The organism is Nocardia sp. NPDC004582 (assembly GCF_053602115.1).
Genome location: NZ_JBSGCY010000010.1, coordinates 26004 through 49589, shown reverse-complemented (window position 1 = coordinate 49589; position 23586 = coordinate 26004). Strand labels below are relative to the sequence as shown.

20 protein-coding genes are annotated in these 23586 nt (G+C 67.9%); 15 read left to right on the top strand and 5 right to left on the bottom strand.

From position 1 onward, the window contains the following. Positions 1 to 846: 846 nt before the first annotated feature. From ACWELJ_RS05360 to ACWELJ_RS05350, 3 genes are all read left to right on the top strand, one after another. Positions 847 to 1779, top strand: coding sequence for a hypothetical protein (locus ACWELJ_RS05360; protein WP_452364940.1), 933 nt, complete (start codon positions 847 to 849; stop codon positions 1777 to 1779). Between the two features lie 241 nt (positions 1780 to 2020). Then, positions 2021 to 2605: a hypothetical protein gene (locus ACWELJ_RS05355; RefSeq protein ID WP_452364939.1), complete on the top strand. Its 585-nt coding sequence runs from the start codon at positions 2021 to 2023 to the stop codon at positions 2603 to 2605. Between the two features lie 116 nt (positions 2606 to 2721). After that, the gene (locus tag ACWELJ_RS05350) at positions 2722 to 3507 is read left to right on the top strand and encodes an SAM-dependent methyltransferase (RefSeq protein ID WP_452364938.1); all 786 of its coding nucleotides are present in this window, start codon (positions 2722 to 2724) and stop codon (positions 3505 to 3507) included. 73 nt (positions 3508 to 3580) lie between these two features. Here the strand turns inward: ACWELJ_RS05350 and ACWELJ_RS05345 are convergent, their stop codons facing one another. Both ACWELJ_RS05345 and ACWELJ_RS05340 read right to left on the bottom strand, forming a co-directional pair. Beyond that, positions 3581 to 4492 carry an oxygenase MpaB family protein gene (locus tag ACWELJ_RS05345; RefSeq protein WP_452364937.1) on the bottom strand — a complete coding sequence of 304 codons (912 nt, stop codon included), beginning with the start codon at positions 4490 to 4492 and terminating at the stop codon, positions 3581 to 3583. After that, positions 4467 to 6482 carry a linalool dehydratase/isomerase domain-containing protein gene (locus ACWELJ_RS05340; RefSeq protein WP_452364936.1) on the bottom strand — a complete coding sequence of 672 codons (2016 nt, stop codon included), beginning with the start codon at positions 6480 to 6482 and terminating at the stop codon, positions 4467 to 4469. The genes ACWELJ_RS05345 and ACWELJ_RS05340 overlap by 26 nt, the downstream gene beginning before the upstream one ends. 134 nt (positions 6483 to 6616) lie before the next feature. On the opposite strand from ACWELJ_RS05340, the gene ACWELJ_RS05335 reads away from it, so the two are divergent. Then, complete coding sequence (locus tag ACWELJ_RS05335; RefSeq protein ID WP_452364935.1) at positions 6617 to 7261, top strand: TetR/AcrR family transcriptional regulator; 645 nt, start codon at positions 6617 to 6619, stop codon at positions 7259 to 7261. A 15-nt stretch (positions 7262 to 7276) separates the two neighbouring features. Here ACWELJ_RS05335 and ACWELJ_RS05330 read toward each other — a convergent pair whose 3' ends face one another. Next, complete coding sequence (locus ACWELJ_RS05330) at positions 7277 to 7885, bottom strand: GNAT family N-acetyltransferase (RefSeq protein WP_452364934.1); 609 nt, start codon at positions 7883 to 7885, stop codon at positions 7277 to 7279. A gap of 132 nt (positions 7886 to 8017) precedes the next feature. Between ACWELJ_RS05330 and ACWELJ_RS05325 the strand changes: the two genes are divergently transcribed. Then, on the top strand, positions 8018 to 9076 hold the full coding sequence (locus tag ACWELJ_RS05325) for an oxygenase MpaB family protein (protein ID WP_452364933.1): 1059 nt from the start codon (positions 8018 to 8020) through the stop codon (positions 9074 to 9076). Positions 9077 to 9088: 12 nt separating this feature from the next. Here the strand turns inward: ACWELJ_RS05325 and ACWELJ_RS05320 are convergent, their stop codons facing one another. Beyond that, a complete protein-coding gene (locus tag ACWELJ_RS05320) occupies positions 9089 to 10045 on the bottom strand; it encodes an MBL fold metallo-hydrolase (RefSeq protein WP_452364932.1) in 957 nt (318 codons plus the stop codon). A gap of 47 nt (positions 10046 to 10092) precedes the next feature. On the opposite strand from ACWELJ_RS05320, the gene ACWELJ_RS05315 reads away from it, so the two are divergent. Then, on the top strand, positions 10093 to 10515 hold the full coding sequence (locus tag ACWELJ_RS05315; protein WP_452364931.1) for a MerR family transcriptional regulator: 423 nt from the start codon (positions 10093 to 10095) through the stop codon (positions 10513 to 10515). Here ACWELJ_RS05315 and ACWELJ_RS05310 read toward each other — a convergent pair. Further along, positions 10512 to 11828: a cytochrome P450 gene (locus tag ACWELJ_RS05310; RefSeq protein WP_452364930.1), complete on the bottom strand. Its 1317-nt coding sequence runs from the start codon at positions 11826 to 11828 to the stop codon at positions 10512 to 10514. The two genes, ACWELJ_RS05315 and ACWELJ_RS05310, sit on opposite strands and share 4 nt — an antisense overlap. 137 nt (positions 11829 to 11965) lie before the next feature. Between ACWELJ_RS05310 and ACWELJ_RS05305 the strand changes: the two genes are divergently transcribed. The 9 genes from ACWELJ_RS05305 to ACWELJ_RS05265 all read left to right on the top strand — a co-directional run bounded on the left by ACWELJ_RS05305 (position 11966) and on the right by ACWELJ_RS05265 (position 23581). After that, the gene (locus ACWELJ_RS05305; protein ID WP_452364929.1) at positions 11966 to 13102 is read left to right on the top strand and encodes an epoxide hydrolase family protein; all 1137 of its coding nucleotides are present in this window, start codon (positions 11966 to 11968) and stop codon (positions 13100 to 13102) included. 69 nt (positions 13103 to 13171) lie between these two features. Further along, on the top strand, positions 13172 to 13825 hold the full coding sequence (locus ACWELJ_RS05300; protein WP_452364928.1) for a maltokinase N-terminal cap-like domain-containing protein: 654 nt from the start codon (positions 13172 to 13174) through the stop codon (positions 13823 to 13825). 77 nt (positions 13826 to 13902) lie between these two features. Further along, positions 13903 to 14469: an HdeD family acid-resistance protein gene (locus ACWELJ_RS05295; RefSeq protein WP_452364927.1), complete on the top strand. Its 567-nt coding sequence runs from the start codon at positions 13903 to 13905 to the stop codon at positions 14467 to 14469. A gap of 157 nt (positions 14470 to 14626) precedes the next feature. Continuing rightward, positions 14627 to 18319, top strand: coding sequence for a nitrate reductase subunit alpha (locus ACWELJ_RS05290; RefSeq protein ID WP_452364926.1), 3693 nt, complete (start codon positions 14627 to 14629; stop codon positions 18317 to 18319). Continuing rightward, entirely contained in the window at positions 18316 to 19971 is a 1656-nt protein-coding gene (narH, locus tag ACWELJ_RS05285; protein WP_452364925.1) for a nitrate reductase subunit beta, read from the top strand. Before ACWELJ_RS05290 ends, narH begins: the two co-directional genes overlap by 4 nt. Continuing rightward, the gene (narJ, locus tag ACWELJ_RS05280) at positions 19968 to 20627 is read left to right on the top strand and encodes a nitrate reductase molybdenum cofactor assembly chaperone (protein ID WP_452364924.1); all 660 of its coding nucleotides are present in this window, start codon (positions 19968 to 19970) and stop codon (positions 20625 to 20627) included. The genes narH and narJ overlap by 4 nt, the downstream gene beginning before the upstream one ends. After that, positions 20624 to 21364 (top strand): respiratory nitrate reductase subunit gamma, encoded by a 741-nt coding sequence (narI, locus tag ACWELJ_RS05275; protein WP_452364923.1) that lies wholly within the window; start codon positions 20624 to 20626, stop codon positions 21362 to 21364. Before narJ ends, narI begins: the two co-directional genes overlap by 4 nt. Before the next feature lie 45 nt (positions 21365 to 21409). Beyond that, entirely contained in the window at positions 21410 to 22294 is an 885-nt protein-coding gene (locus ACWELJ_RS05270) for an NAD(P)-dependent oxidoreductase (protein WP_452364922.1), read from the top strand. Positions 22295 to 22384: 90 nt separating this feature from the next. Next, positions 22385 to 23581, top strand: a complete 1197-nt coding sequence (locus ACWELJ_RS05265) for a DUF418 domain-containing protein (protein ID WP_452364921.1) — start codon at positions 22385 to 22387, stop codon at positions 23579 to 23581. Positions 23582 to 23586 lie beyond the last annotated feature (5 nt).

The window sequence follows — 23586 nt, the reverse complement described above, 5'->3', positions numbered from 1 at the left end:
CGATACCAACAACCACCAAACGCCGACCCCGCCCAGCTTCGATCGAGGCACAGCAGCAACAGCACATATTTAGCACCGCACGGCCCCTGACAGCGGCAGAACGGGTACGGTGGCGGGTCGCGGAACGCAACCACCTTCTACCCCGCCGCACGTCCAGATCAGCGTCGGATGCCGGGACCAGTTCGTCGATCGCGGCCATCGTCGGAGCGGATCGTCATCGCGGTTCCCCGCGATTGAGCGCGCGAACTTCTTGGGTTGTCCGAGCCGATAGGCGACGTGGTCGTAGAACCAGATCAAGTCGACATTCAGCTCGAGTAGTCGCGAATCCCGCACCAGCCGGACAGTTGCGTTGCCCCAGATATGACGGGAACGACCGCACTGGACCGCCGGCCTCCGCCATCCGCCAGACCGGCTGAGAAGTCACAGCCGGTGTGAACTGGTACGGGCGTACATGCGAGCACAGTTTTTCACGGGATACGTTGGGGTTTCGTAACGTTGGCGGCGACCAAACGGAAACGTATTGTTTGCGACGTCGATCCGGGGAGTGGGGAATCCTGACCTCCGATAAGGTTCACTTATCGGAGGTCAGAGGCGGATGGATTGAATTGGGGCGGTTTGGGTTTCGTTTCGTGTTGTTCCGTTGGAAATGACGAAACCAACGCTACGATTTGCGGCGTGGCGAGCATTTGCAACTACCCGGGGTGTACGAAACCGATCACGCGCGGCGGAGGACCGGGACGGCCGTCGGAATACTGTGAGCACCCCGAGCACACGCGGTGGCGGGCTTGGCGGGAGCGGCAGCGACAGCAGGCAGGGGAGGGTGAGGGGTCGGTCTCGAATGTCACTGTGACGCAACAAGGACCGGTGACGGTGGCCCGGCTGAGGGCCGATGAGCTGCTCGGACAGTTTCGAGCGATCGCCGAACAGCTGGGCACGACGTTGAATACAGCGGTGGCGGAACTGTCCACCCTGGCCGATCCAGCGGTGGCGGAAGCACAGGTCCAGGCCGTGCAGGCGGACGCGGCGCGGCGGATCGCCGAGGCGGAGATGGCGACCGTGGCCGCGGAACAGGCGCGGCGGGAGAGCGAAGAGGCCAGGGCCGCCGCCGAATCGGCGGCCGAGGACGCGGCGCTGGCCGCCGAGGAAGCCGAGGGGCGGATCGCGGAGGCGCTGGCGGCGCGCGATGACGCGTTGCTGGAAGTCGCGCGGGTGACCAAGCAGGCGGCCGACGATGTGTTCGCGGCGCGGGCCGAGGCCGAAGCCGAGATCCGCACCATCCGCAGGGAATCCGCCGAGGACGTCGAGCGGGCCCGGCAGCAGGCGAGCGAGGATATCGAGCTGGCACGGACCAAGGCGGCGGCCGAGATCGAGCAGGTGCGACGGGATTCGGCGCAGCGGATCACCGCGGCGGGCGCGGAGCGGGATCTGGCCGTGCAGCGCGCCGCCGACGCCGAACGCACCATCGAGCGGGCCGAGGCCGCGGTGGCGGAACGCAGTCAGGTGGTCGCCGAGACGCGGGTGGTGCTGGATCAGACGCGCACCGATCTCGACCGGACCAGGGCCGAACTCTCCGATGTGCGCCGCCAGGCCGCCGCGGATATCGGCACCGTGCGCGCGGAAGCCAAGGCCGCACTGGAGAAGGCGCAGGAGGAGTCGGCGGCCCGGATCGCGGCGCTCGACGACGCGCGGGCTCAGACCCTGGCGCGTGCCGCTCGTGCCGAGCAACAACTCGATGCCCTGCTCGCAACCCGAAACGAGCAACCCGAGCATTCCACGTAGCCGCTTTACACCATGCAGCCCCGTTGCGGGGGACAGAGAAATTGAGGGCACCGCTCCGATGGTGAGTCGCGGATTCGCCTCCTACTGTCGGAGCGGGGGCCTTCGCCCCCGAGTTGTCGTGTCGCGCAGCGGATGTGTCGGGGCTGGGGCTGTGGTGAATTCGGGAGGAAGAATGTCCGCGATTGCGGATCGGTGTGGCCGGGTGCGTGCAGGGACGGGTGCGAGCGCGGTGGTGTTGGTGATGGCTACCGTGGTCACGCTGGTGGCGGGGTGTTCCTCGGATGATTCGAAGACCTCGTCGGCGACGACGGCCAAGCCGTCCACCAGTGTGAGCGCTACCAAGGTGGTACCGACGAGTTCCGGTGCGCCGGTGGCGAGTCCGGGTGGCGGGAACCCGGGCGGTGGGAATCCCGGTGGTAGCCCGGTCGGCGGTAATCCGATCGCGAACTCGCCGCAGCAACCGCAGGACGTGGCACCCGGTGACGCGCCGCCGCCCGCGCCCGATCCCGCGCCCGGCGGTGTCGACCATTATGTGAAGTGCACCGACAAGATCAACTACGTCGGCGATCCGCGCAGCAACGCTGAAATCAATCTGCTCGGTGAGCAACACGGTGGCGACTGCCCGGTTCCGATTACCGCCACGGCCACCGCGACGACGACCGCACCGGCGACGACCACCACCGATCCGGCGACCACGACCGCTCCCACCACGGCTGTTCCGACCACCACGGCGGCGGAGACGTTACCTCCGCAAACCACTACTGCCGCAGCGACTCCCACGGCGGACCCGGCGACCACACCGGCCGCCGCGACCGTCCAGAAGTAGTCCGTGCCCCCACCTTGTGACACCTGGTGCCGTTTGCGAATATGACGCAAGATTTCCTGGTGGATAGCGGTATCGTCGGTGTGGAAAGAGGGGTGTGACGCTTGAACATCAATGCCATGCGAGCACGGCAGTCCCGGCCGAGTGTGGCACGCGTATACAGCTACGTACTCGGCGGGCGCGACAACTACGGTGTCGACAAGGATCTCGGTGACTACTTCATCGAGGATCTACCCGGGTCCGAGCGGTTGGCGTTCACCAATCGTGATGCTGTCCTGCGGGCCGCGAAGGTCATGGCCGAGTCGGGAATCCGGCAGTTCATCGATATGGGCTGCGGTCTGCCGGCCAGCGAGAACGTACACGAGGTGGTGCGGCGGGTACATCCGGAAGCCCACGTCGTGTACGTCGACGACGACCCGTTCGTGGTCGCTCACGGGCGGGCGCTGCTCGCCGTGGACGACGGAATCACGGTGCTGCAAGCCGATATTCGCGAGCCCGCGGCTATCGACGGCAACGCCGAGGTACAGCGGCTCATCAACTTCGATGAACCCGTCGGCCTGCTCTTCGCCATGACACTCAGTTTCGTCAATGACGAAGAGAATCCGACCTCGGTGGTCCAGTACTGGGCCGATCGGATCGCTTCCGGTAGCCGGATCTATCTCTCGCACTTCCGAACCGGAACCTCGCGCGAGGCGCTGGCGACCGCGAGCAAGATCCTGGAAGCCTTCGGCCGCGGCCGCTTCCGCACCGACGACGAGATCCGCGCCTGCTTCGGCACGCTCGCGCTCGACGAGGACGACCTGCGCCCGTGCGTCCAGTGGCGCGCGGAGGACGCCGAGGGGCATCAGCCCGAGCTGACGGTCTGGGAACAGCTGGTGGTCGGCGGTATGGCCAGCAAGCCCTGATCGCCGCACACGAGGATGCACCGGTAGCGACCAGCTGCTGGTGCATCGTCATTTCTGGTCACAGGGCGATCGATCAATCGGGACGCCCGACTCCGTAGCGGCCCGGCCGGTATCCGATCTGTTCGAGGTCGACGGGTCCCGCGGAATCCCGGCGGAAGTGATCGACCCACGATCGATCGAGCCGGTGCGGTCGCGCGGCTTGGAACTTCATGTACGAGTTGATGATCGAGGGCGCGATGCGCCGTGTGGCCGCGGACGGGTCCGGAAGGCGGTGGGTCGCCCGCAGCTGATCGTCGAGGATCAGCAGCAGCGCGTTGTCGGCCAGCGGGCGCAGCGGACCCGGGAACCAGCGCTGCCGCCAGTCGTCGAAGAGCTGATCGACGAGAGCGCGACCGCCCTCGGTGTAGGCGTAGTGGGCGTTCTCGTAGTCGAATGTCCAGGCCAGCAGCTCGGCGCGAGTGGCGGGCACCTCGAGCCCCATGCGCTCACCGACCCCGCGCCAGAAGTGGAACCGCGCCAGCCGATCCGCGTCGGTGAAGACCGACAGTCCGAGCTGGTCGAGGATCCGGTCCGCTTCGAAGGCGAGCGAGGCGAGGGTGTAGAGCTTGTCCTGATCGCTGATCCCGAAACGGCTGTGGATGGCCTCCATCCGATCGATGGCCGCGCGACCGCTCGCACTGCTGTGGCCGTGCCTGAGCATCTCACCGAAGAACACCAGTGTGTCGTCGTTGCGGCGACGCACGTCGTGCATCATGTCGCCGGTTCCGCGCCGGTACACGACCCGGGAGATGGACGGGATCGCGACCTGCCGCGCGAAGGCGACCGTGTAGGCGGCGTGCACGAAAATGGCGTCGCCGTACCGGACCTCGATGCTGAGCCGGGTGGCTTCCTCGTTGTCGCGCACCGGATCGAGGTCGACCAATCGGCGGCTGAGCTCGCGGCCGAAGATCAGCTCTCCCTTATCGCGGGGTGATGTGGACTTCATGACGACCTCCGAGATCGATATCGATGAGAGCCTCGCCGACGAGCGACGCGGTGAATTCCGCCTCCCGCGCTCCAGCCACGCGGTAGGCTCGGCCGGGTTCCAGGCGCGCGATCCGTACTGTGGTGCGGCACAGGCCGTTACCCGGCCTCAATACCAGGTCGAGGGCGCGTCCATCGGTGACCGCCCGCGCGACCTGCACCTCCGGATACGCCGCCTCGGCCAGCACCGGCCCAGTCCGCCAGTGCGGAGGTGCTCCGAAGGCGATCTGATCGCGAAGGCCGGCGGCTCGGTTGAACCGGAACTGCAGCGCGTACATGTTGCCCAGTCCGGACAGTCCCGCGTAGTAGCGAACGCCGTTGGCGTGCACCGGGTCGCCGAGCTCCTCGATACCCGCCAGCGCTGTGCGCGCGACGTCCTCGCCGCCCATCTCCCGGGCGGCCGAAGCGATCATGACCTGCCCGTAGGCGCCGCCGAGCCGATAGTTGCCCGGATCGACCCGTGAGCTCGCCCGCGGCGGAAACCCGACCCGGTCACCGTCGATGCGAATCTCCTGGTCCCGCACCAGCCACCAGGCCCGCTGCGCGTACTCCGGCAGCCCGGCGTGGAGCCACAGCGCGGTGGTGAGCTGAATCGCCGGGCCCGCCCAGAAGTTCCAGGAGCCGCCCAGCCGGGCGCTGCGGACGCCGATGATCCGGCCGTCGGGGCGCAGGAACTCCGATTCGTAGGCGCGATGCAGGCGGTCGATGACATCGGCGGTCAGTGCGGTGCCGTGCAGGCGATCGTGGGTGAGCAGGGTGTTGAGCCCGAAGGTGTTGCACACCGTGTAGACCCAATTCGGTTCGCACGGGTACAGGGTGTAGTCCCCGGCGATCATGTTGCGGTGCACCGATTCCGCGATGGTCGCGAAGCTGTTCGGGTAGACGCGGCGGTCGTTCCAGCGGAAGGTGAGCGCGCCGGGGGCGGAGTACCGATCGTCGTTGAGGGTCTCGTACATGCCGACCATCTGGCCGAGGTAGCCGGTGAGCATGATGTTCTCCCGGTCGGCCGGGTCCGGATTCCAGCGCAGATTGCCCCAGAGATTCTCCAGCGCCCAGTAGCCCCAGACCCGCCGGTCCAGCATCTTCTCGATGGCGTTGCGCTGCGCCTCGGCGAGATAGCCGGTGAAGGCGGGCGTTCGCGAGTACTGGGCCGTCGCCAGGGCGTAGCTCAGCTCGTTGAGCTGGTAGCGCAGGGCCGCCTCCCGGAACTGATCGATCCTGGTGAAGCCGTCGAAATGGTCGAGCGGTTGCAGCGCGAGGTCGAGGGCGTAGCGCAGCGCGGCGAGGTCTTCGGCCGAATGTTCGGCCACCGGCGGAGCGGCCGGCGCGCCGGTGATGGTGAAGGTGTGGGAGGCCAAGCGCGCGTTCACCTCTCGACCACACCGGCGCTGGGCCGATCGTCGCGCCAGGAATGTCCCGAACGCGGTCGGCACGATCACGAAGGGCGTCGCGAGAACCGCCGCTGCCGCCCACGACCACACGGCAGGGCCGCTCTTCGCGGCGCCGAGTAGCGCGGACGCGACCCAGAGCAGCGGCGGCAGCACCACCGGCCCGAAGGCCCACCACGCGAACAGCGCAGCCAGACAGCCCAGCCAGGTGAGCGCCATGAGCAGCGGATGGCCGCCGTAGAGCAGTCCACCGCCCGGTACGACCAGCCCGAGGGCGAACGCGGTGACCGAATGGGAGATATCGGCGACCACGGTCGCGGCGGACGCCAGCCACACCGCGCCCCAGCAGGCCATGGCGCGCAACAGCTTTCGACGTGTCGTCGCGTTGATTCGGCCGAGCCCCTCGGGTAAGGGGGCTCGAACCTGGCGGGTCCGGCCGCTCGGTGGGTACGGTGCGCCGGTCGTCATGCGGGACTGCCCGCGGTCCGGGATGGCGCGTTGCGCACGGCGGGCTGCGGCGCCGAGGTCGATGGTGTCCCGCCACGGCGGGTCAGCAAGCGCCATCCGAATCCGGCGAGTGCGATCAGATAAGCCACGGCAAGACAGCAACCCATACCTGACACTCTGTCAGCTTGTCTGACAATGTGTCAATAGTGGGTAGACTGTGCGAGGAAACCCAGGATTCGGAGGTGCAGTCGATGACACAGGCAGCCGCACGCACGGTGGCCGGGGACCGTCGCCCGCCCAGCCGGGGCGACCAGCAGCGCGCCCTGATCATCGACGCGGTCACCGACCTGCTGCGCACGGTGTCCATCACGGATATGTCGGTGCTGCGGATCGCCAAGCACGCCGGCGTCTCCCGCCCCGCGTTCTACTTCTATTTCGAGTCCAAATACGCGGTGGTCGCCGCCGCCCTCGAAGAGGTCTGGGCCGAAATAGACCAGGAGACCAGCGAATTGACCTCCTACGACAACCAGGAGCCCCCCGCGGCCTTCTCCATCCGCATGATCGACAGCGCGGTCGCGGTCTGGCGCCGCCACGCACACCTGCTGAACGCCTGCGCGCAATCGCGCGACACCGACGCCCAACTGCGCACCATGTGGGATGCGTTCATCGGCAATCTGGAGACCAAGCTCTCGACCTTCGTTCAAGGCCAGGTCGACGCCAACCGGATGCGCCCGGCCACCACCGATCTGCCCGCCCTGATCAGCGTGCTCGTCGCCATGACGGTCGCGGTCGTGCGCGAGGAGACCGTGGGCGGCGACACCGCGGCCGCCGAGCGCAGAATGGCCGCCGTCCGGCAGGTGTGGCTGACGTCCGCGTGGGGCGCCGAGATCCGGTGAACGACTATCGCGTGCTCAGCGCGGTGCGCGCCACATCGGCCACAGCGGCGGCCCGCCGCGAGTGGCGTCCAGTGTGCCGGTGACGTCGAAGCCGAACCGCTCGTAGTAGGGAACGTTGTCGGGTTTGCTGGATTCCAGATAGGCCGGCAGGCCGTCCGCGTCGCAGCGATCCAGACGCGAATTGAGCAGGGCTTGACCGAATCCCTGCCCGCGCACGCCCGGCAGGGTTCCGATGACGGCGAGGTACCAGTGCGGTTCGCGAGGATGCTCGCTCGCCATGGTCTCGGCCAACCGGCCGGCGGTCAGCAGGCGATGCCGGAAGACGACGGCCAGCGCCGGCAGCTGTCGCAGGGTCGCGGCGTCGGGAACATGCCAGTGCCCCGGCGGCGCCCACAGTGCCGCGCCCACGATGGAATTGGCGTCATTGCAGGCCACCTCCACTCCGCCCAGTGGGATGAAGTGGTGGCGGGCCTGCGCGGCGAACAGTGCCGCCGCACGGCGAGCGCGGGTGGCGTCATCGCGGATGAGCCAGGAGATGAGTGGATCGTCGGAGAACGCGATGCCGAGTACTCGGGACAATTCGGGAATATCGGATAGATGTGCCGGGCGTACGGTAATTCCCATGGCTTCACCGTAGCCGCTCGGTGATCTGCGTAGCGGGCGCCGGCGGCGGGGGATGAGCCGGTCGTGGGTGGAGTAGCCTCACCAGTAGCAGGAACGGAATACCAGTCCAGAGCTCGAGCAGCGTAGGGGATGGTGACGAGTCCGTTGAAGCGCCACGCGAGGTCACAGGCACCGCAACCGCACCGGGATGAAGGATTCTTCGGGCCGGGCTCGGCCGCGTGGCGGGTGTGGTCGTATCCGACCTCGATCCTGCTGGGCTTCGCGCGCGCGGTCGTCATCGAGGAACTCGACCCGTTTCTGGTCGCCTCGGTCGAGGCCAGCGGACAGGTCAGACAACGGACGCCATTGCGGTACGACCGGACCATGCAGTACTTCGCGACGGTGCTGTTCTCCGACGCCAAGTCCGTGCTCGACGCCGCCGACGTCCTGATGAAGATTCACGCGCGATCCGTCGGCGTGGAGCCGATCACCGGCAAGCGGTTCGACGCCAATGATCCGGACTCGCAGCTGTGGATCCACCTGACGGCATGGCACTCGATCCTCTACACCTACGAGGTGTTCGGGCCGGGCAAGCTCGCGCCCGAGGTCGAGGACGAATACTGGCGGCAGTGTGCGGTGGCGGCCGAATTCCAGACCATCGATCCGGACCAGGTGCCGCGGTCCCGCGCCGGGGTCCAGGAGTACTTCGAGGCGTACCGGCCGCATCTCGTCGGTTCCGTGGTCGCCCAGGACATGATGGACTACCTGCTCGATCTGTCCGCCCAGGTGCTGCCGCAATCCCTGCCCGCCGCGGTGCGCCGCCCCCTGAACGCGGTGACCCGGCGTGCCGTCATCGCGACGATGCCGGCGTGGATGCGACGGCTCAGTGGCACCCCGCAGCGCCGGAGCACCGACGTGGTCGCGACCGCCGTGGTGCGTCCGTTGCTGTGGATGCTGGCTCGCAGCCCCGCACTGGAACTTCGCGTCGTCGAGAAGATCTCGCCGCGCACCGCGCCGATTCTCGCGCCGGTGCTGCTCGGCGTCCCCGCCGAGAACCCGGTGACCTACACCCCGGCCCAGGCGCGCGCCGAATTCGACATGCCGGACACGCCGCGCAGACAGTACGCCGAGCTGCTCGAACAGCGCGAGCGTGGCACCGCCCCGAAGCCGTACGCGGCGAAACACCATGACACGCCACTGGAATTCCATTAGGGCGGTCAGGCGTCACGGTAGCGATTCGGCGATCCTCGGGTTGGGTACGGTCAGCAGCGCCGTCGCATCGTGATCGTGGGTGGGGATCACCGGAACGAGGCGTTGTGCCAGGTGCAGGCGGTGCAGGGTTTTGAAGGTGGCGTCGCGGTCGTGGTCCATGAAGATGCCCGGGTAGGTGGCCTTCTGGCGAATCCGGTCGATTTGCAGGGTGTGCCACGCCGCGTCGCCGGCGAGCAGTTTCCAGCCGTGCGCCGTATGCGCGAGAACACCGATGCTGCCCGGCGTGTGCCCGGCGAGGTCGACCAGAACGACGCTGCCGTCGCCGAAGAGGTCGTGGCTGCGGGTGAAGGTGAGGATCGGGGGACCATCGAGGTCGAACTCCTGGTGCGGACGGTCGACGAGGGAGTCGCGGACCCCGCCCACGGGCGCGTCGGGACCGGTCATGACCCAGTCGCGCTCGACGCTGTGCAGGTGGACGGGCAGTCCGGGCAGGTCGAGCAGACCGCACACATGGTCCCAATGGGCGTGGGTGGGCAGCGCGAAATCCAGTGCGGGCAGGCCCGGTTCGGCGAGCAGGGCGGTGGCGGTCGGAACGGTCTCGGCGGGCGGACGCGCGACGGGACGGATCACGGCGGGCAGTTGCGCGATGGCGCGTCGCTCGGCGTCGAGGCAGAAGCCCGGGTCCACGATGAAGGTCGCTTCCGGGTGCTGGATGACGAAGGAGTTCAAGGCGCTCGTGATGCGGCGCGGACTGGACACTCCTTCCACGACCACCCCGGTCGGCACCGGGCGGGGGAAGTTGGTCAGCGCCGTCATGGTGACGGTGCGCTCGGCGCGCGGCAGTCCCGCATCGGTGAGCGAGCGCAGGAACCGTTGGTCGGCGGGCCGCGGCCGGACCGCACCGTGCAGGGAACCGATTGCGGCGGTGCAGCATTGCAGGAGCGTGGGCTTGCGTACTGGATCGGACATGAAGGAACGTTAATACTTAAGGTCGACCTGAAGTAAAGGGGAGAATCGTGACCACAGCGCAGGAGATGGGAATCGGTGACGCCGCCGCGGCACTCGGTGTGGAGACGCACGTGCTGCGGCATTGGGAATCGATGGGCCTGCTCGCCCCGCCACGCAGCCCGTCGGGTCACCGGAGCTACAACGAGCACATCCTCGACTACGCCCGCGCGATCCTGACCCTGCAGCGAACCGGCTTGTCGCTGAGCCAGATCCGGCAGCTCGGGCTCAGCGAGCACACCGATCGCCGGGCCATCATCAACGACCGTCGCGCCGAAGTGCGCCAGCGTATCGCGCTGCTCGAGGCCACGGAACACTTCCTCGAGCATCTGCTCGCCTGCCGCCACGCCATCATCAGCGAATGTGACGAGTGCTCGGCCTACGTCGCGCAGGCTCACGTGCGCCGAGCACCCGAATTCCCGGACCGGGGCTAGGGGAGCGAGGTGACCACGACCGGGGCACCGTGGGCCGGAACATGCGTGATGTTGCGGATCCGGACAGGTTCGCCGGTCTTGCCCTGCGGCAGCGAAAGCCGGTAGCGGGTAAGGATTTCCCGCAAGACCGCCGTGCCCTCCATCAGTGAGAACCCGGCTCCGATGCACCGTCGCACGCCGCCGCCGAACGGCAGCCACGTATTGGGCGCGACCGACCCGTCGAGGAAGCGTTCGGGCCGGAAGGCGAAGGCGTCCGGAAAGGCCTCGGCGCGTTCGTGAGCGAGGATGATGGACGTCGCGATCACCGTGCCCCGCGGCAGGTCGAAGCCGCCGATGGTCAGGTCGCGGGTGAGTTTGCGGCCGGTGCCCGCGATAACCGTGTGCAGCCGCATCGATTCCTTCAGCACCGCCTCGAGGTACTTCTCGTCGCCGTCGTGGGCCGCGCGGCGGGCCTGGGCCTGGATCTCGGGGTTGGCCGCCAGCTCGTGGCAGGTCCAGGACAGGGCGGAGGCGGTCGTCTCGTGTCCGGCCAGCAGCAGGGTGATCAGCTGGTCGCGCAGTTCGGCGTCGGTCAGCGGCGCGTCGGCGGGGTTCTCGCCGGATCCGGCGGCCAGCAGCCGGGACAGCACATCGTCGCGCGCGTCCAGGTTCGGTTGCGCCCGGCGTTCGGCGATCTCACGGTAGAGCAGCTCGTCGATGGCGGATTGGGTGGCGCGGAACCGTTTCCACATGCCGCGCCGCGCCAGGAACGGGTATTTCCAGCCGAACATGATGATCGGGCTGACGTTCACGACCTCGCGCAGCCGGGGCACCAGCGCGGTGCGTCGGTCCGCGTCGGTCATTCCGAACACCACCTGCATGATGACATCGAGTGTCAGTTCGTTCATGCGGTCCAGGGTGTGCACGGTCGTGCCGGGAACCCACCGGTCGACATGGGTTTTCGCGATGTCGTCGACGAGTGCGCGATAGCCGCGCAGCGACGATCCCACGAAGGCCGGCATGAGCAGGCGCCGTGCGCGGGCATGCTCGTCCTCATCGGTGATCAGCAGCGAGTGCTCTCCCAGGATCTGCGCCAGCACCCGATTTCCCTCGCCGGCATGCAGATCCGCGGGATCACCGGCGAAGATCTCGCGAATGTGTTCGGGCCGGGTGAAAACCACCAGGTTCTCGGCGTAAGGCGCGGCCAGGTGCAGGGTGAAGGTGTCACCGTGACGGCGCGCGGCGAACCGCAGCAGCGCTCCGCGTGACTTGGTGTAGATCGCGGTCTGCACGATCGGGGGTATGGCCGGGCCGGACGGAAAGGTGGTGGTCACGGTGCGAGTCCCTCCGGTCGCGCCGCCTCGCTGCGGCTGAAACGCTTGCGTACCAGCCTAGAACGCGACCCGGTGGTAGCGGAATCGGTGGACGGATTAGGACCGCATCTGACCTAGTTGGTTCCTACCGTGGAGGCATGACGGTTTTCGAGCCCTTCCGAATCGACATTCCGGCCACCGACATCGACGACCTGCGGACCCGCCTGGCCCGCACCCGCTGGCCCGCCGACCTGCCCGAGGTGGGCTGGTCTTACGGCATCCCGACCGCGTACGTGCGCGAGTTGTGCGAGTACTGGGGCGGCGGCTACGACTGGCGCGTCCACGAGGCCGAACGCAACCGCCATCCGCAGTTCGTCACCGAGATCGACGGTCAGCGACTGCATTTCACGCACGTCCGCTCACTCGAGCCGGCCGCCCTGCCGCTGGTGCTGGTGCACGGCTGGCCGTTCGAGGACTTCACCGGCATGATCGGCCCGCTCACCGACCCTCGCGCGCACGGCGGCGACCCGGCCGACGCCTTCCATCTGGTCATCCCGACGCTACCGGGGTTCGGCTTCTCGGGTCCGACACGGCGGGCGGGGGACGCCGCGACCGAGCGGTCGGCCGAGCTGATCGTGAAGCTCATGTCCGCTCTGGGCTACACCCGCTTCGGCGCGCACGGCGGTGACGCGGGATCCTTCATCGCTCCCGGCATCGGCCGGCTCGTGCCCGATCGGGTGGCGGGGGTGCACCTCAACGATCCCATCACGATTCCGTCCTGGAACGACGACGGTTCCGGCTACAGCGAGAGCGATCAGCGCAAACTCGCACGGCTGAAGGATTGGAGCAGCAGCGAGACCTCCGGCTACGCGGGCATGCATTCGACCCGCCCGCAGACCCTCGCGCCGGCTGTCGCGGATTCCCCGGCGGGTCTGCTGGCGTGGGTGCTCGACGTGGTGAACACCTTCACCGATCCCGCGCGCGAGACTCCGGACGCCGCGATCGACCGCGATCTGTTGCTGACCAACCTCTCGGTGCTGTGGTTCACCGATACCGCCGGCTCGTCGATGCGCCTGTACAAGGAGTCCCGGCACTGGGGCGCCGCGCTGCCCAACTCCGGGGTGCCGACCGGGGTGGCGGTGTTTCCCGGCAATGGCACGATTCGCGGCCTGGCCGAACGGCAGAACACGGTCGTGCACTGGTCGGAGTTCGATCGCGGCGGGCATTTCGCCTCGATGGAGACCCCCGATCTGCTGACCCGGGATCTGCGTGACTTCTTCCGAAAGCTGCGCTGACATCGGCGAATAATGGTCCACCGCAAGGGGTTCGGCCGCGATTCGACCGAACTCTGGCAGGATGGATGTATGGCCGAGATCCACAAGACGACCATGCAGCCCGCCAAGCTGGAATTGCTGACGGCGTGGCTACCGACCCGACACTGGCATGCCGGGGCCGGGACGCCCGCGCTGGTCAAGTCGGGCGGATTCCGGCTCGACGACCCCGATGGCGAGGTCGGCATCGAGCTCATGGTCGTCACCGACCTGGCGGGGCCCGTGCCGGTGGCGTATCTGGTGCCGATGACCTACCGCGGCGCCCGCGTCGAGGGTCTGGACCACGCGCTGATCGGCACCTCCGAGCACGGTGTGCTGGGCCTGCGCTGGCTCTACGACGCCCCGCACGACCCGGTCTTCATCGAGCAGGCCGCCCTGCTGCTGACCGGTAAGGCCGCCGCGCAGGACCAGAACACCAGTGACACCCCGGATCTGACGGTGCACGTGGTGCCCGGCGATATCCTCTCGCCCGCACCGGGATTCCGGCCCACGGTGATCGACACCGACGCCCACACCGATATCGCCTTCGATTCCGACCGTTCCACCAATGCGGGCGCGGAGCTGATCCGGGTGCACCGGCGGCTCGCCACGGGCGGAGCGCCGGGCCGCGATCGCAGTCATCTGGACGCGCCGTGGTCGGCCCCGGACGGCACTACGCCGCGCGGGGTTTTCCTGAGCGCTCCCTGACCTTGGAACGGCCCCGACTCGCCGAGCGGTCACGCAAACGTCCAATTACCTGGGCAAACCGGTCATATCATGAATAGGTGCCCACCAACCGGATCGTGGGGCGGAGCGAGGTTTTCGCCGATTGGGCTTGGCAGTCGCTGGTGGTGACCGGCGGCTGCTCGGCCGTGTTGGGGGTGGTCCTGGCGGTCTGGCCGGACAAATCGTGGCAGGTGGCGGGGATCCTCTTCGGGCTGGTGCTGCTGGCCTCGGCGGCCTTCCAATTGGTGATGGCGTTCGGCGCTCGCATCCACACCGCCCTGAAATGGCTCGAGGTGCTGAGTGCGGTGGTCGCCCTGGTGCTGGCGCTGTGGACTCTCGACGGCGGCGAGTGGGTTGCCTTGCTGTCCTTGTGGATCGGGATCGGCTGGGTGCTGCGGGGAATCGTGCAGGCGATCGTCGGGGTGTGGTCGGAGCAGTACGAGGGGGCGGCCGGGCTGGAGCTGATCGGGCTGGCGACGGTGGCCGCGGGCATGGGTGTCGCGGTCGCGCCGTTCACGGCGCTGCCGCCGCTGTCGATCACGGTGGGACTGCTGACCGTCGCGCTCGGCTTGTCGGAGATCGCGGTCGGCCTGCGGGTGCAGCCCGTGACCGTCGAGTCCTTCTGACAAATCCTGCGCTCGACCGACGTATTTCTCTCGGATAACTGACGCCTGCGAAATTCGTCGATTGCCCGAAATTTGCCGGTAGGTTCGGACTGTTCGTGTGCTCGGGAAGTGGAACGCGCGACGGGTGCCGCCGCGTCACGGTGAGAGGCAGGGGCAGATGGCGCGAAGCGACGGCAGCGGTGTGGTCGACAGCGAACTCACCGAGGCGCTGATCCGATCGCGCCGATTCTTCACCCGCGCCGACATCTCGCCCGACGGACGCAGCGAATTCCTGCGCGGCGGACGGCAGGCCGACGACTTCTATCGCGACCGCTGGTCCCACGACAAGGTGGTGCGCTCCACCCACGGCGTCAACTGCACCGGCTCGTGCTCGTGGAAGGTCTACGTCAAGGACGGCATCATCACCTGGGAGACCCAGGCCACCGACTACCCCAGCACCGGCCCGGACCGCCCCGAGTACGAACCGCGCGGCTGCCCGCGCGGCGCCGCCTTCAGCTGGTACACCTACTCGCCGACCCGTGTGCGCTACCCGTACGTGCGCGGTGTGCTGCTCGAGCTGTACCGGGAAGCCAAGGCGCGCACCGGAGATCCGGTGCTGGCGTGGGAGTCGATCGTCTCCGATCCGGAACTGGCCAGGCGCTACAAGAGCGTGCGCGGCCGCGGCGGACTGGTGCGGGCGACCTGGGAGGAGGCGGTCGAACTCGTCGCCGCGGCGCATGTGCACACGGTGAAGGCGTACGGCCCCGACCGGATCGCCGGATTCTCGCCGATCCCGGCCATGTCCATGGCGTCGTTCGCCGCCGGATCGCGCTTCATCTCCCTGGTCGGCGGCTGCATGCTGTCGTTCTACGACTTCTACGCCGACCTGCCGGTGGCCTCTCCGCAGGTGTTCGGCGACCAGACCGACGTCCCCGAGTCCGGAGACTGGTGGGACGCGGGCTATCTCGTCATGTGGGGCTCCAATGTCCCGGTGACCCGTACCCCGGACGCGCATTGGATGGCGGAGGCGCGCTACCGCGGTCAGAAGGTCGTCTCGATCGCCCCCGACTACGCCGATAACGTGAAGTTCGCCGACGAGTGGCTCGCCCCGCATCCGGGTACCGATGGCGCGCTGGCCATGGCGATGGGGCACGTGATCCTGCGCGAGTTCTTCGTCGACCGCCAGGTGCCGTACTTCGAGGAGTACGCGCGCAAATACACCGATCTGCCTTTCCTGGTGCGCTTGGAGAAGTCGGGCGACGGCTTCCGGCCGGGCAAGTTCCTCACCGCCGCCGACCTGCCCGAGTACTCCAGCGACGCCAATGCCGCGTTCAAGACGGTGCTGCTGGATCAGAGCGGAAAACCGGTGGTGCCCAACGGTTCTCTCGGCTTCCGTTACGGCGACGAGGGTGCCGGGAAGTGGAATCTGGAGCTGGGCGGCATCGAACCGCTGCTCTCGGTGGACGGCCAGAGCGCGGTCGCGGTCACCTTGCCGCGCTTCGACACCGGTGACGGCGGCGCCGGCGAGCTGCAGCGCGGCGTGCCCGCCCGCACCATCGGCGGTCATCTGGTCACCACCGTCATGGATCTGCTGCTGGCCCGCTACGGCGTGGAACGCCCGGGCCTGCCGGGGAAGTGGCCCACCGGCTACGACGACGCCGCGCAGCCGGGCACCCCGGCCTGGCAGGAGATCATCACCGGCGTCCCGGCCGAGCAGGCCGCCCGCATCGGACGCGAATTCGCCGCCAATGCCGAGGAATCGCGCGGCCGGTCGATGATCCTGCTGGGCGCGGGCACCAACCACTGGTTCCACTCCGACACCATGTACCGCGCCTTCCTGGCCCTGACCACGCTGACCGGGTGCCAGGGCGTGAACGGCGGCGGCTGGGCGCATTACGTCGGCCAGGAGAAATGCCGCCCGGTGACCGGGTGGGCGCAGGTGGCCAACGCGCTGGATTGGGCGCGCCCGCCGCGCCAGATGATCCAGACCGCCTACTGGTACCTGCACACCGACCAGTTCCGCTATGACCCGTTCACCGCGGACCAGCTGACCACCACCGACGGGGTCGGTCATTTCGCCGGGAAGACCACCGCCGATCTGCTCGCCAAGACCGCGCGCATGGGTTGGATGCCGTCGTTCCCCACCTTCGACCGCAACCCGCTCGACCTCGTCGACGAGGCCGAGGCGGCCGGTGTCACGCCCGCGGATCATGTGGTGGCGCAACTGAAGTCGGGTCGGCTCGGCTTCGCGGGCGAGGATCCCGACAACCCCGCCAACTTCCCGCGGCTGCTCACCATCTGGCGCTCGAATCTGCTGGGCTCCTCGGCCAAGGGCAACGAGTACTTCCTCGCGCATCTGCTCGGCGCGGACAATTCGCTGCGCGCCGAGCAGGCCCCGCCGGAGAACCGGCCCACCGATGTGGTGTGGCGCGAGCAGGCCCCGGTCGGGAAGCTGGATCTGCTGCTCACCCTGGACTTCCGGATGACCAGCACCACCCTGTTCTCCGATGTGGTGCTGCCGGCGGCCACCTGGTACGAGAAGCACGACCTGTCCTCGACGGATATGCACCCGTTCGTGCACTCGTTCAGTCCGGCCATCGCGCCGCCGTGGCAGACGCGCACCGACTGGGACGCGTTCATGACCATCGGCGAGGAGTTCAGCAAGCTGGCCGGGCGGCATCTGGGCGTGCGCAAGGATCTGGTCGCCACCCCGCTGTTGCACGACACCCCGGACGAGATGGCCAATGCCCGCGGCATCGTGCGCGACTGGAAAGCCGGTGAGTGCGAACCGATTCCGGGCGTCACCATGCCGCGTCTCACCGTCGTGGAGCGCGACTACGGCGCGGTGTTCGCCAAGATGCAGGCCGTCGGCCCACTGCTGGACAAGCTGGGGGCGACCACCAAGGGCATCACCTTCGACGTCGAGCGCGAGGTCGCGTACCTGGCCCGTAAGAACGGTGTGGTGCGGGACGGTCCGGCCGCCGGGCGGCCGTCGCTGAAGCGCGATATCGATGCGTGCGAGGCGATTCTGGCGCTGTCGGGCACCACCAACGGTCATCTGGCGACCCAGGGATTCAAGACCCTGGAGCAGCGCACCGGCACCCGGCTGGCCGATCTGGCCGCCGAGCACGAGGGCAAGCGGATCACCTTCGCCGACACCCAGGTCGCGCCGGTGCCGGTGATCACCTCCCCGGAGTGGTCGGGCTCGGAGACCGGCGGCCGGCGCTATTCGCCGTTCACGGTCAATGTCGAGCGGAACAAGCCGTGGCACACCCTCACCGGACGCCAGCACTTCTTCCTCGACCACGACTGGATGGAGGAGGTCGGCGAGCAGCTGCCGGTCTACCGGCCACCGCTGAACATGACCGCCCTGTTCTCCGAACCACCGCTGGGCGAACAGGGCGAGGCGGGGCTGACCTTGCGCTACCTGACCCCGCACTCGAAGTGGTCGATTCACTCCGAGTACCAGGACAACCTGTTCATGCTCAGCCTCTCGCGCGGCGGCCCCGGCATCTGGATGTCGAATGTCGACGCCGCGAAACTCGGTATCCGCGACAATGATTGGATCGAGGCGGTCAACCGCAACGGTGTGGTCGCGGCCCGCGCCATCATCACCCACCGCATGCCCGAGGGCACGGTCTACATGAACCACGCCCAGGACCGGCTGATCGATGTGCCGCTGGCCGAGAGCTCAGGCAAGCGCGGCGGCATCCACAACTCGCTGACCCGGCTGCTGATCAAGCCCACCCACCTGATCGGCGGCTACGCCCAATTGTCGTTCGCCTTCAACTATCTCGGCCCCACCGGCAATCAGCGTGACGAGGTGACGGTCATCCGCCGCCGCACCGACCAGGAGGTTCGTTACCGATGAAGCCCATGGCGCAGCTGGCGATGGTGATGAATCTCGACAAGTGCATCGGCTGTCATACCTGCTCGGTCACCTGCAAGCAGACCTGGACCAATCGGGCCGGGGTGGAGTACGTGTGGTTCAACAATGTCGAAACCCGTCCCGGACAGGGATATCCGCGCACCTATGAGGATCAGGACAAGTGGCGCGGCGGGTGGACGCTGGACCGCAAGGGCCGGTTGCGACTGCGTGGCGGCGGGCGCATGCGCAAGCTGTTCACCATCTTCGACAATCCGATCCTGCCGGAGCTGAAGGACTACTACGAGCCCTGGACCTACGACTACGAGACGCTGACCACCGCGCCCGTCCAGCAGCACACGCCGGTCGCCCGGCCCAAGTCGCTGATCACGGGCAAGGACACCGCCATCACCTGGTCGGCCAATTGGGACGACAACCTCGGCGGCGCACCGGAACTGGCCGCCCAGGACCCCATCGCCCGGCAGCTCGGCGACAAGGTGAGGTTCGAGTTCGAGCGCACCTTCATGTTCTATCTGCCGCGCATCTGCGAGCACTGCCTCAATCCCGCGTGCGCCGCCTCGTGTCCGTCCGGCGCGATCTACAAGCGGGCCGAGGACGGCATCGTGCTGGTCGATCAGGACCGGTGCCGCGGCTGGCGCATGTGCGTGTCGGGCTGCCCGTACAAGAAGGTGTTCTTCAACCACCGCACCGGCAAGGCCGAGAAGTGCACGTTCTGCTTCCCTCGGGTGGAGGTCGGGCTGCCGACGGTGTGCGCGGAAACCTGTGTCGGGCGGCTGCGCTACATCGGGGTCATGCTCTACGACGCCGACACCGTGGCCCAGGTGGCGGCGACGCCGGACGAGAAGGATCTGTATGCGGCGCAACGGGACGCGTTCCTGGACCCGTTCGATCCGGAGGTGATCGCGGCCTGCGAACGCGAGGGGATTCCACGGGACTGGGTGCAGGCCGCGCAGAACTCACCCGTGTACGCGCTGATCCGCACCTATCGGGTCGCGTTGCCGCTGCATCCGGAATATCGGACCGTGCCGATGGTCTGGTACATCCCGCCGCTGTCGCCGGTGGTGGACGCCTTGCGCGACACCGGCAACGATGCCGAGGATCACGGCAATCTCTTCGCCGCCATCGAGGCCCTGCGGATTCCGGTGGAGTACCTGGCCGAACTGTTCGCCGCCGGCGACGCCGAGGTCGTCGATGGCGTGCTGCGCAAGCTGGCCGCCATGCGCAGCTACATGCGCGATGTGAACCTGGGCCGTGAGACCCGTCCCGAGATCGCCACCAAGGTCGGTATGACCGAGAAGGAGATCTACGAGATGTACCGGCTGCTGGCCATCGCCAAATACGACGACCGGTACGTGATTCCGGCCGCGCACGCCGAACAAGCGCACGGGCTGGAAGAACTCGCCACCGAATGCAGCCTCGACTACGACGGCGGGCCGGGGATGACCGGCCCCTTCGGTGAGAGTTCCGGGACATTGACCCCGGTGGCGGTGGAGAACTTCCGCATGCTGCAGGAGCGTCAGACCGCCGACAGCTCGGTCGCGATCGCGGGTTCGGGCCGGGTCAATCTGCTCAACTGGGACGGCCGCGGACACCCGGACGGGCTCATGCCCCAGCCGCGGGGGAGGCATCGCAAATGAGGCGCAGGTCCGTGCGGCCCGCGGTCGGCGACTCCGAGCGGGCCGCCGCCTGGCAGGTGCAATCACTGCTGCTCGGCTATCCCGATGAGGCGCTGCTGGATTCGCTGCCCTTGCTGGCGCGCGCGGTCTCGGCGCTGCCCGAAGCAGTCGGCGCATCCTTGCAGCGGGTGCTGTCCTATCTGGAGACCTCGCGACCACTCGCCGTGGCGACCGCCTACGTCGACACCTTCGACCACCGCAAACGGTTCAGCCCGTACCTGACCTGGTTCCTCTACGGCGACACCCGCAAACGCGGGATGGCGCTGCTGCGGTTCAAGCAGGTCTATCAGGCCGCCGGGCTGGTGCTCGGTGACGACGAACTGTCCGATCATCTGGCGGTCGTGCTCGAATTCGCTTCGGCGCATCCGGTTCCCGGGGAGCGGCTGCTGGTCGAGCACCGCGCCGGCATCGAGGTCATGCGCATGGCGTTGCGGGAGTTCGCGTCACCGTGGACCGGTGTCCTGGAATCGGTCTCGGCGACCTTGCCGGTCCTGCGGGGCTCCGAGCGCGAGGCCGTCGCCAAGCTCATCGCCGCCGGGCCTCCGGGCGAGGACGTCGGCCTGGAACCGTTCGCACCGCCCACCTACATGCCCGAATTCATCGGAGGCCGACATTGACGCTCACCGCCAAGGACTATCTGCTGTGGGTCGCGGTCCCGTACGCGGCCCTGGGGATGTGCGTCGTCGGGCTGATCTGGCGGTATCGCTACGACAAGTTCGGCTGGACCACGCGTTCCTCGCAGCTCTACGAGAATCGGTTGCTGCGACTGGGTTCGCCGCTGTTCCACTACGGCATCGTGTTCGTGTTCCTCGGGCACGTGATCGGCCTGGTGATCCCGGAATCGTGGACCGAGGCGGTCGGGATCAGCGAAAGCGTCTATCACGCCGCCTCGTTCAGCCTCGGCACGATCGCGGGCGTCGCGGCGGTCGTCGGTCTGCTGATTCTGATCTATCGCCGCCGCACGGTGGGCCCGGTCTTCTCGGCCACCACTCGCAACGACAAGATCATGTACGTGCTGCTGGGCCTGACCCTGGCGCTCGGCCTCGGCGCGACGCTGTACGGCAACCTGACCGGCCACCCGCACAACTACCGCGAGGACATCGCCCCCTGGTTCCGGTCCATCTTCTACTTCCAGCCCGAACCGGACCTGATGGTCAACGCGCCCATCGGTTTCCAGCTGCACGCCCTGGCCGCCTGCGTCCTGTTCGCGTTCTGGCCGTTCAGCCGCCTGGTGCACGTCTTCTCCGCCCCCGTCGGCTACCTGACCCGCCCCTACGTCGTCTACCGCAGCCGCGACGTCCGCACTCCGGGTGAGACGAACCCCAAGCGCGGCTGGGAACCGGTCGGGCACTAGTCCGCGGCGGCTCGCGCGGTCCCGGGGGCCGGTAGGGTTCGGCTCGTGGCGAGGATCGCGTTTCTGGGGTTGGGTCGGATGGGTGCGGGGATGGCGGGGCGGATGGTCGCCGCTGGGCACGAGGTGGTGGTGTACAACCGGACCGCGGCCAAGGCCGACCAACTCGTTTCGCGGGGAGCGACATTCGCGGCCACGCCCCGGGAAGCGGCACGGAACGCCGACGCGATCTTCGCCATGGTCGCCGATGACGAGGCGTCGCGGGCGGCCTGGTTGGGGGCGGAGGGCGCATTGGCGGGGGAGTACGCGCCGGGCGCGTTCGCCGTGGAGTTCTCGACCATCTCCCGGCCCTGGGTGCTGGAGCTGGCGAAACACGCCGCCGCCCACGGTCTTCGGTATCTGGACTCCCCGGTGACCGGGCTGCCCGACGCCGCGGCCGCGGGGCGACTGACCCTGTTCGTGGGCGCACCCGCTGCCCACCTCGATGCGGCGCGGCCGCTGCTCCAACCGTTGTGCACCGACATCGTGCATTTCGGTGAGATCGGTTCGGGCACGAGCTACAAGGTGATCCAGAACCTGTTGGGTTCCATTCAGATCGCCGCCACCGCCGAGGCCCTGCGCACCGCGGAACTCGCGGGTCTGGACTTGGGGCTCGTGGCCGACACCCTCTCGCGCGGCGGTGCGGCCGGCCCGACGGTGATCCGCATGTGCGCGGAGATGATCGGCGGCGTGCACGACCGCGATATCGCCTTCACCGCGGCCCTGCGCCTGAAGGACACGCGGATCGGGGTCGAACTCGCCGATGCGGTCGGCACTCCCGCGGCTCTCGGCCACACGGCCGAGCGGATCTTCGAGGGTCTGGTCGCGGCCGGACATGGCGAACTGTCCGAAACCAAGCTCATCGACCTGCTCAGAGGTCCTGCCCTGGGATGACTTCCGCGGCTGTCAATACCTCGGAGGTCGGATAGGGAATCCGGGGTCGTGGTGGATGTGGCGGGCCGCTGCCGGAAATAGCGTGAAGGCATGTCCGAACAGCTCGAAGCCCAGGTAGCCGGTGTGACGCGAGGTCAGCGCATCGGGGTGGTCGACAGTCTGCGCGGATTCGCGCTGTTCGGGATTCTGGTCACCAACACCGTGGTGGCGACCATGCTGTGGTCGTCGCCGGGCGCGGGCCCCGATCCGCAGCCGATGTTCGACGGCATCGTGGACAGGTTCGTCTACGGCGTGATCGACGGATTCTTTCTCGGCAAGTTCTATCTGCTGTTCGCGTTCTTGTTCGGCTACTCCTTCACATTGCAGATCGCGGCGGCCGGCCGGGCGGGCGTCGCGGCCACGCCCAGGCTGTTACGCCGCTGCCTCGCGCTGTTCCTGATCGGCCTGGCGCATCTGCTGTTGCTGTGGATCGGCGACATCCTCACCCTGTACGCCGCCCTGTGCCTGATCTTGGTGGCGCTGCGCTGGATTCGGCCCCGCCCGGCCCTGATCACCGGCCTGGTGCTGTATTTCGTGTTCGCGTCGCTGGCATTCGTGCCGGGCAATGGGGGACTGGCCGGCCTGGGTGAGGTGTTCGATCTGCATCGGATGCATGATGGCTTCACCGGCGATATCGGTGACACGCTGCGCGCCCAGCTGGAGTTCGGCCCGAAGTTCATGGTGTTCACCTGGATCGGCCAGGGCATTCCGGCCCTGGGAATGTTCTTGGTCGGCTTGGCCGCCGGGAAGCGCCGCGTGTTCGAGGACGTGCAGTGGACGACCCGGTGTCTGCCGCGCGCGCTGGCGGTGGGATTCGGTGTGGGGCTGCCCGTTTCCGCTGTCACAGTGACGTTGATGACGCTGCACGGGGAGCTGCCGTCGTTCTGGTACGGGGTGCAGGAACTCGCGAATCCGTTGCTGACGCTCGGGTATACCGCGGGCATCGTGTGGCTTACCCGCTACCGGTGGGCGGGCGCGGTGGGCCGGCTCGCGCCGGCCGGACGGATGGCGGCGACCAACTACATCGGTCAATCGGTCGTGCTGATGCTCGTCTACACCGGATACGGTCTGGCCCTGGCGGATCACGTACCGCCGGTCGCGGTCGTCGTGATCGCGGTCGCCACCTACCTGGCTCAGATCCGGCTGAGCGCGTGGTGGTTGCGGACTCACCCGTACGGCCCGGTGGAATGGCTGCTGCGCGCGGCGACCTACCTGTCGATCCCCGCGTGGCGGAAACCGACCGTGTAGGCGCG

What these genes read in the sequence shown, in the direction of transcription:
- ACWELJ_RS05355 (WP_452364939.1), top strand. Translation starts at nt 2,021, where the DNA reads ATGGCTACCGTGGTCACGCTGGTGGCGGGGTGTTCCTCGGATGATTCG.
- ACWELJ_RS05350 (WP_452364938.1), top strand. Translation starts at nt 2,722, where the DNA reads ATGCGAGCACGGCAGTCCCGGCCGAGTGTGGCACGCGTATACAGCTAC.
- ACWELJ_RS05345 (WP_452364937.1), bottom strand. Translation starts at nt 4,492, where the DNA reads ATGAAGTCCACATCACCCCGCGATAAGGGAGAGCTGATCTTCGGCCGC.
- ACWELJ_RS05340 (WP_452364936.1), bottom strand. Translation starts at nt 6,482, where the DNA reads ATGGCGCTTGCTGACCCGCCGTGGCGGGACACCATCGACCTCGGCGCC.
- ACWELJ_RS05335 (WP_452364935.1), top strand. Translation starts at nt 6,617, where the DNA reads ATGACACAGGCAGCCGCACGCACGGTGGCCGGGGACCGTCGCCCGCCC.
- ACWELJ_RS05330 (WP_452364934.1), bottom strand. Translation starts at nt 7,885, where the DNA reads ATGGGAATTACCGTACGCCCGGCACATCTATCCGATATTCCCGAATTG.
- ACWELJ_RS05320 (WP_452364932.1), bottom strand. Translation starts at nt 10,045, where the DNA reads ATGTCCGATCCAGTACGCAAGCCCACGCTCCTGCAATGCTGCACCGCC.
- ACWELJ_RS05305 (WP_452364929.1), top strand. Translation starts at nt 11,966, where the DNA reads ATGACGGTTTTCGAGCCCTTCCGAATCGACATTCCGGCCACCGACATC.
- ACWELJ_RS05300 (WP_452364928.1), top strand. Translation starts at nt 13,172, where the DNA reads ATGGCCGAGATCCACAAGACGACCATGCAGCCCGCCAAGCTGGAATTG.
- ACWELJ_RS05290 (WP_452364926.1), top strand. Translation starts at nt 14,627, where the DNA reads ATGGCGCGAAGCGACGGCAGCGGTGTGGTCGACAGCGAACTCACCGAG.
- narH (WP_452364925.1), top strand. Translation starts at nt 18,316, where the DNA reads ATGAAGCCCATGGCGCAGCTGGCGATGGTGATGAATCTCGACAAGTGC.
- narJ (WP_452364924.1), top strand. Translation starts at nt 19,968, where the DNA reads ATGAGGCGCAGGTCCGTGCGGCCCGCGGTCGGCGACTCCGAGCGGGCC.
- ACWELJ_RS05265 (WP_452364921.1), top strand. Translation starts at nt 22,385, where the DNA reads ATGTCCGAACAGCTCGAAGCCCAGGTAGCCGGTGTGACGCGAGGTCAG.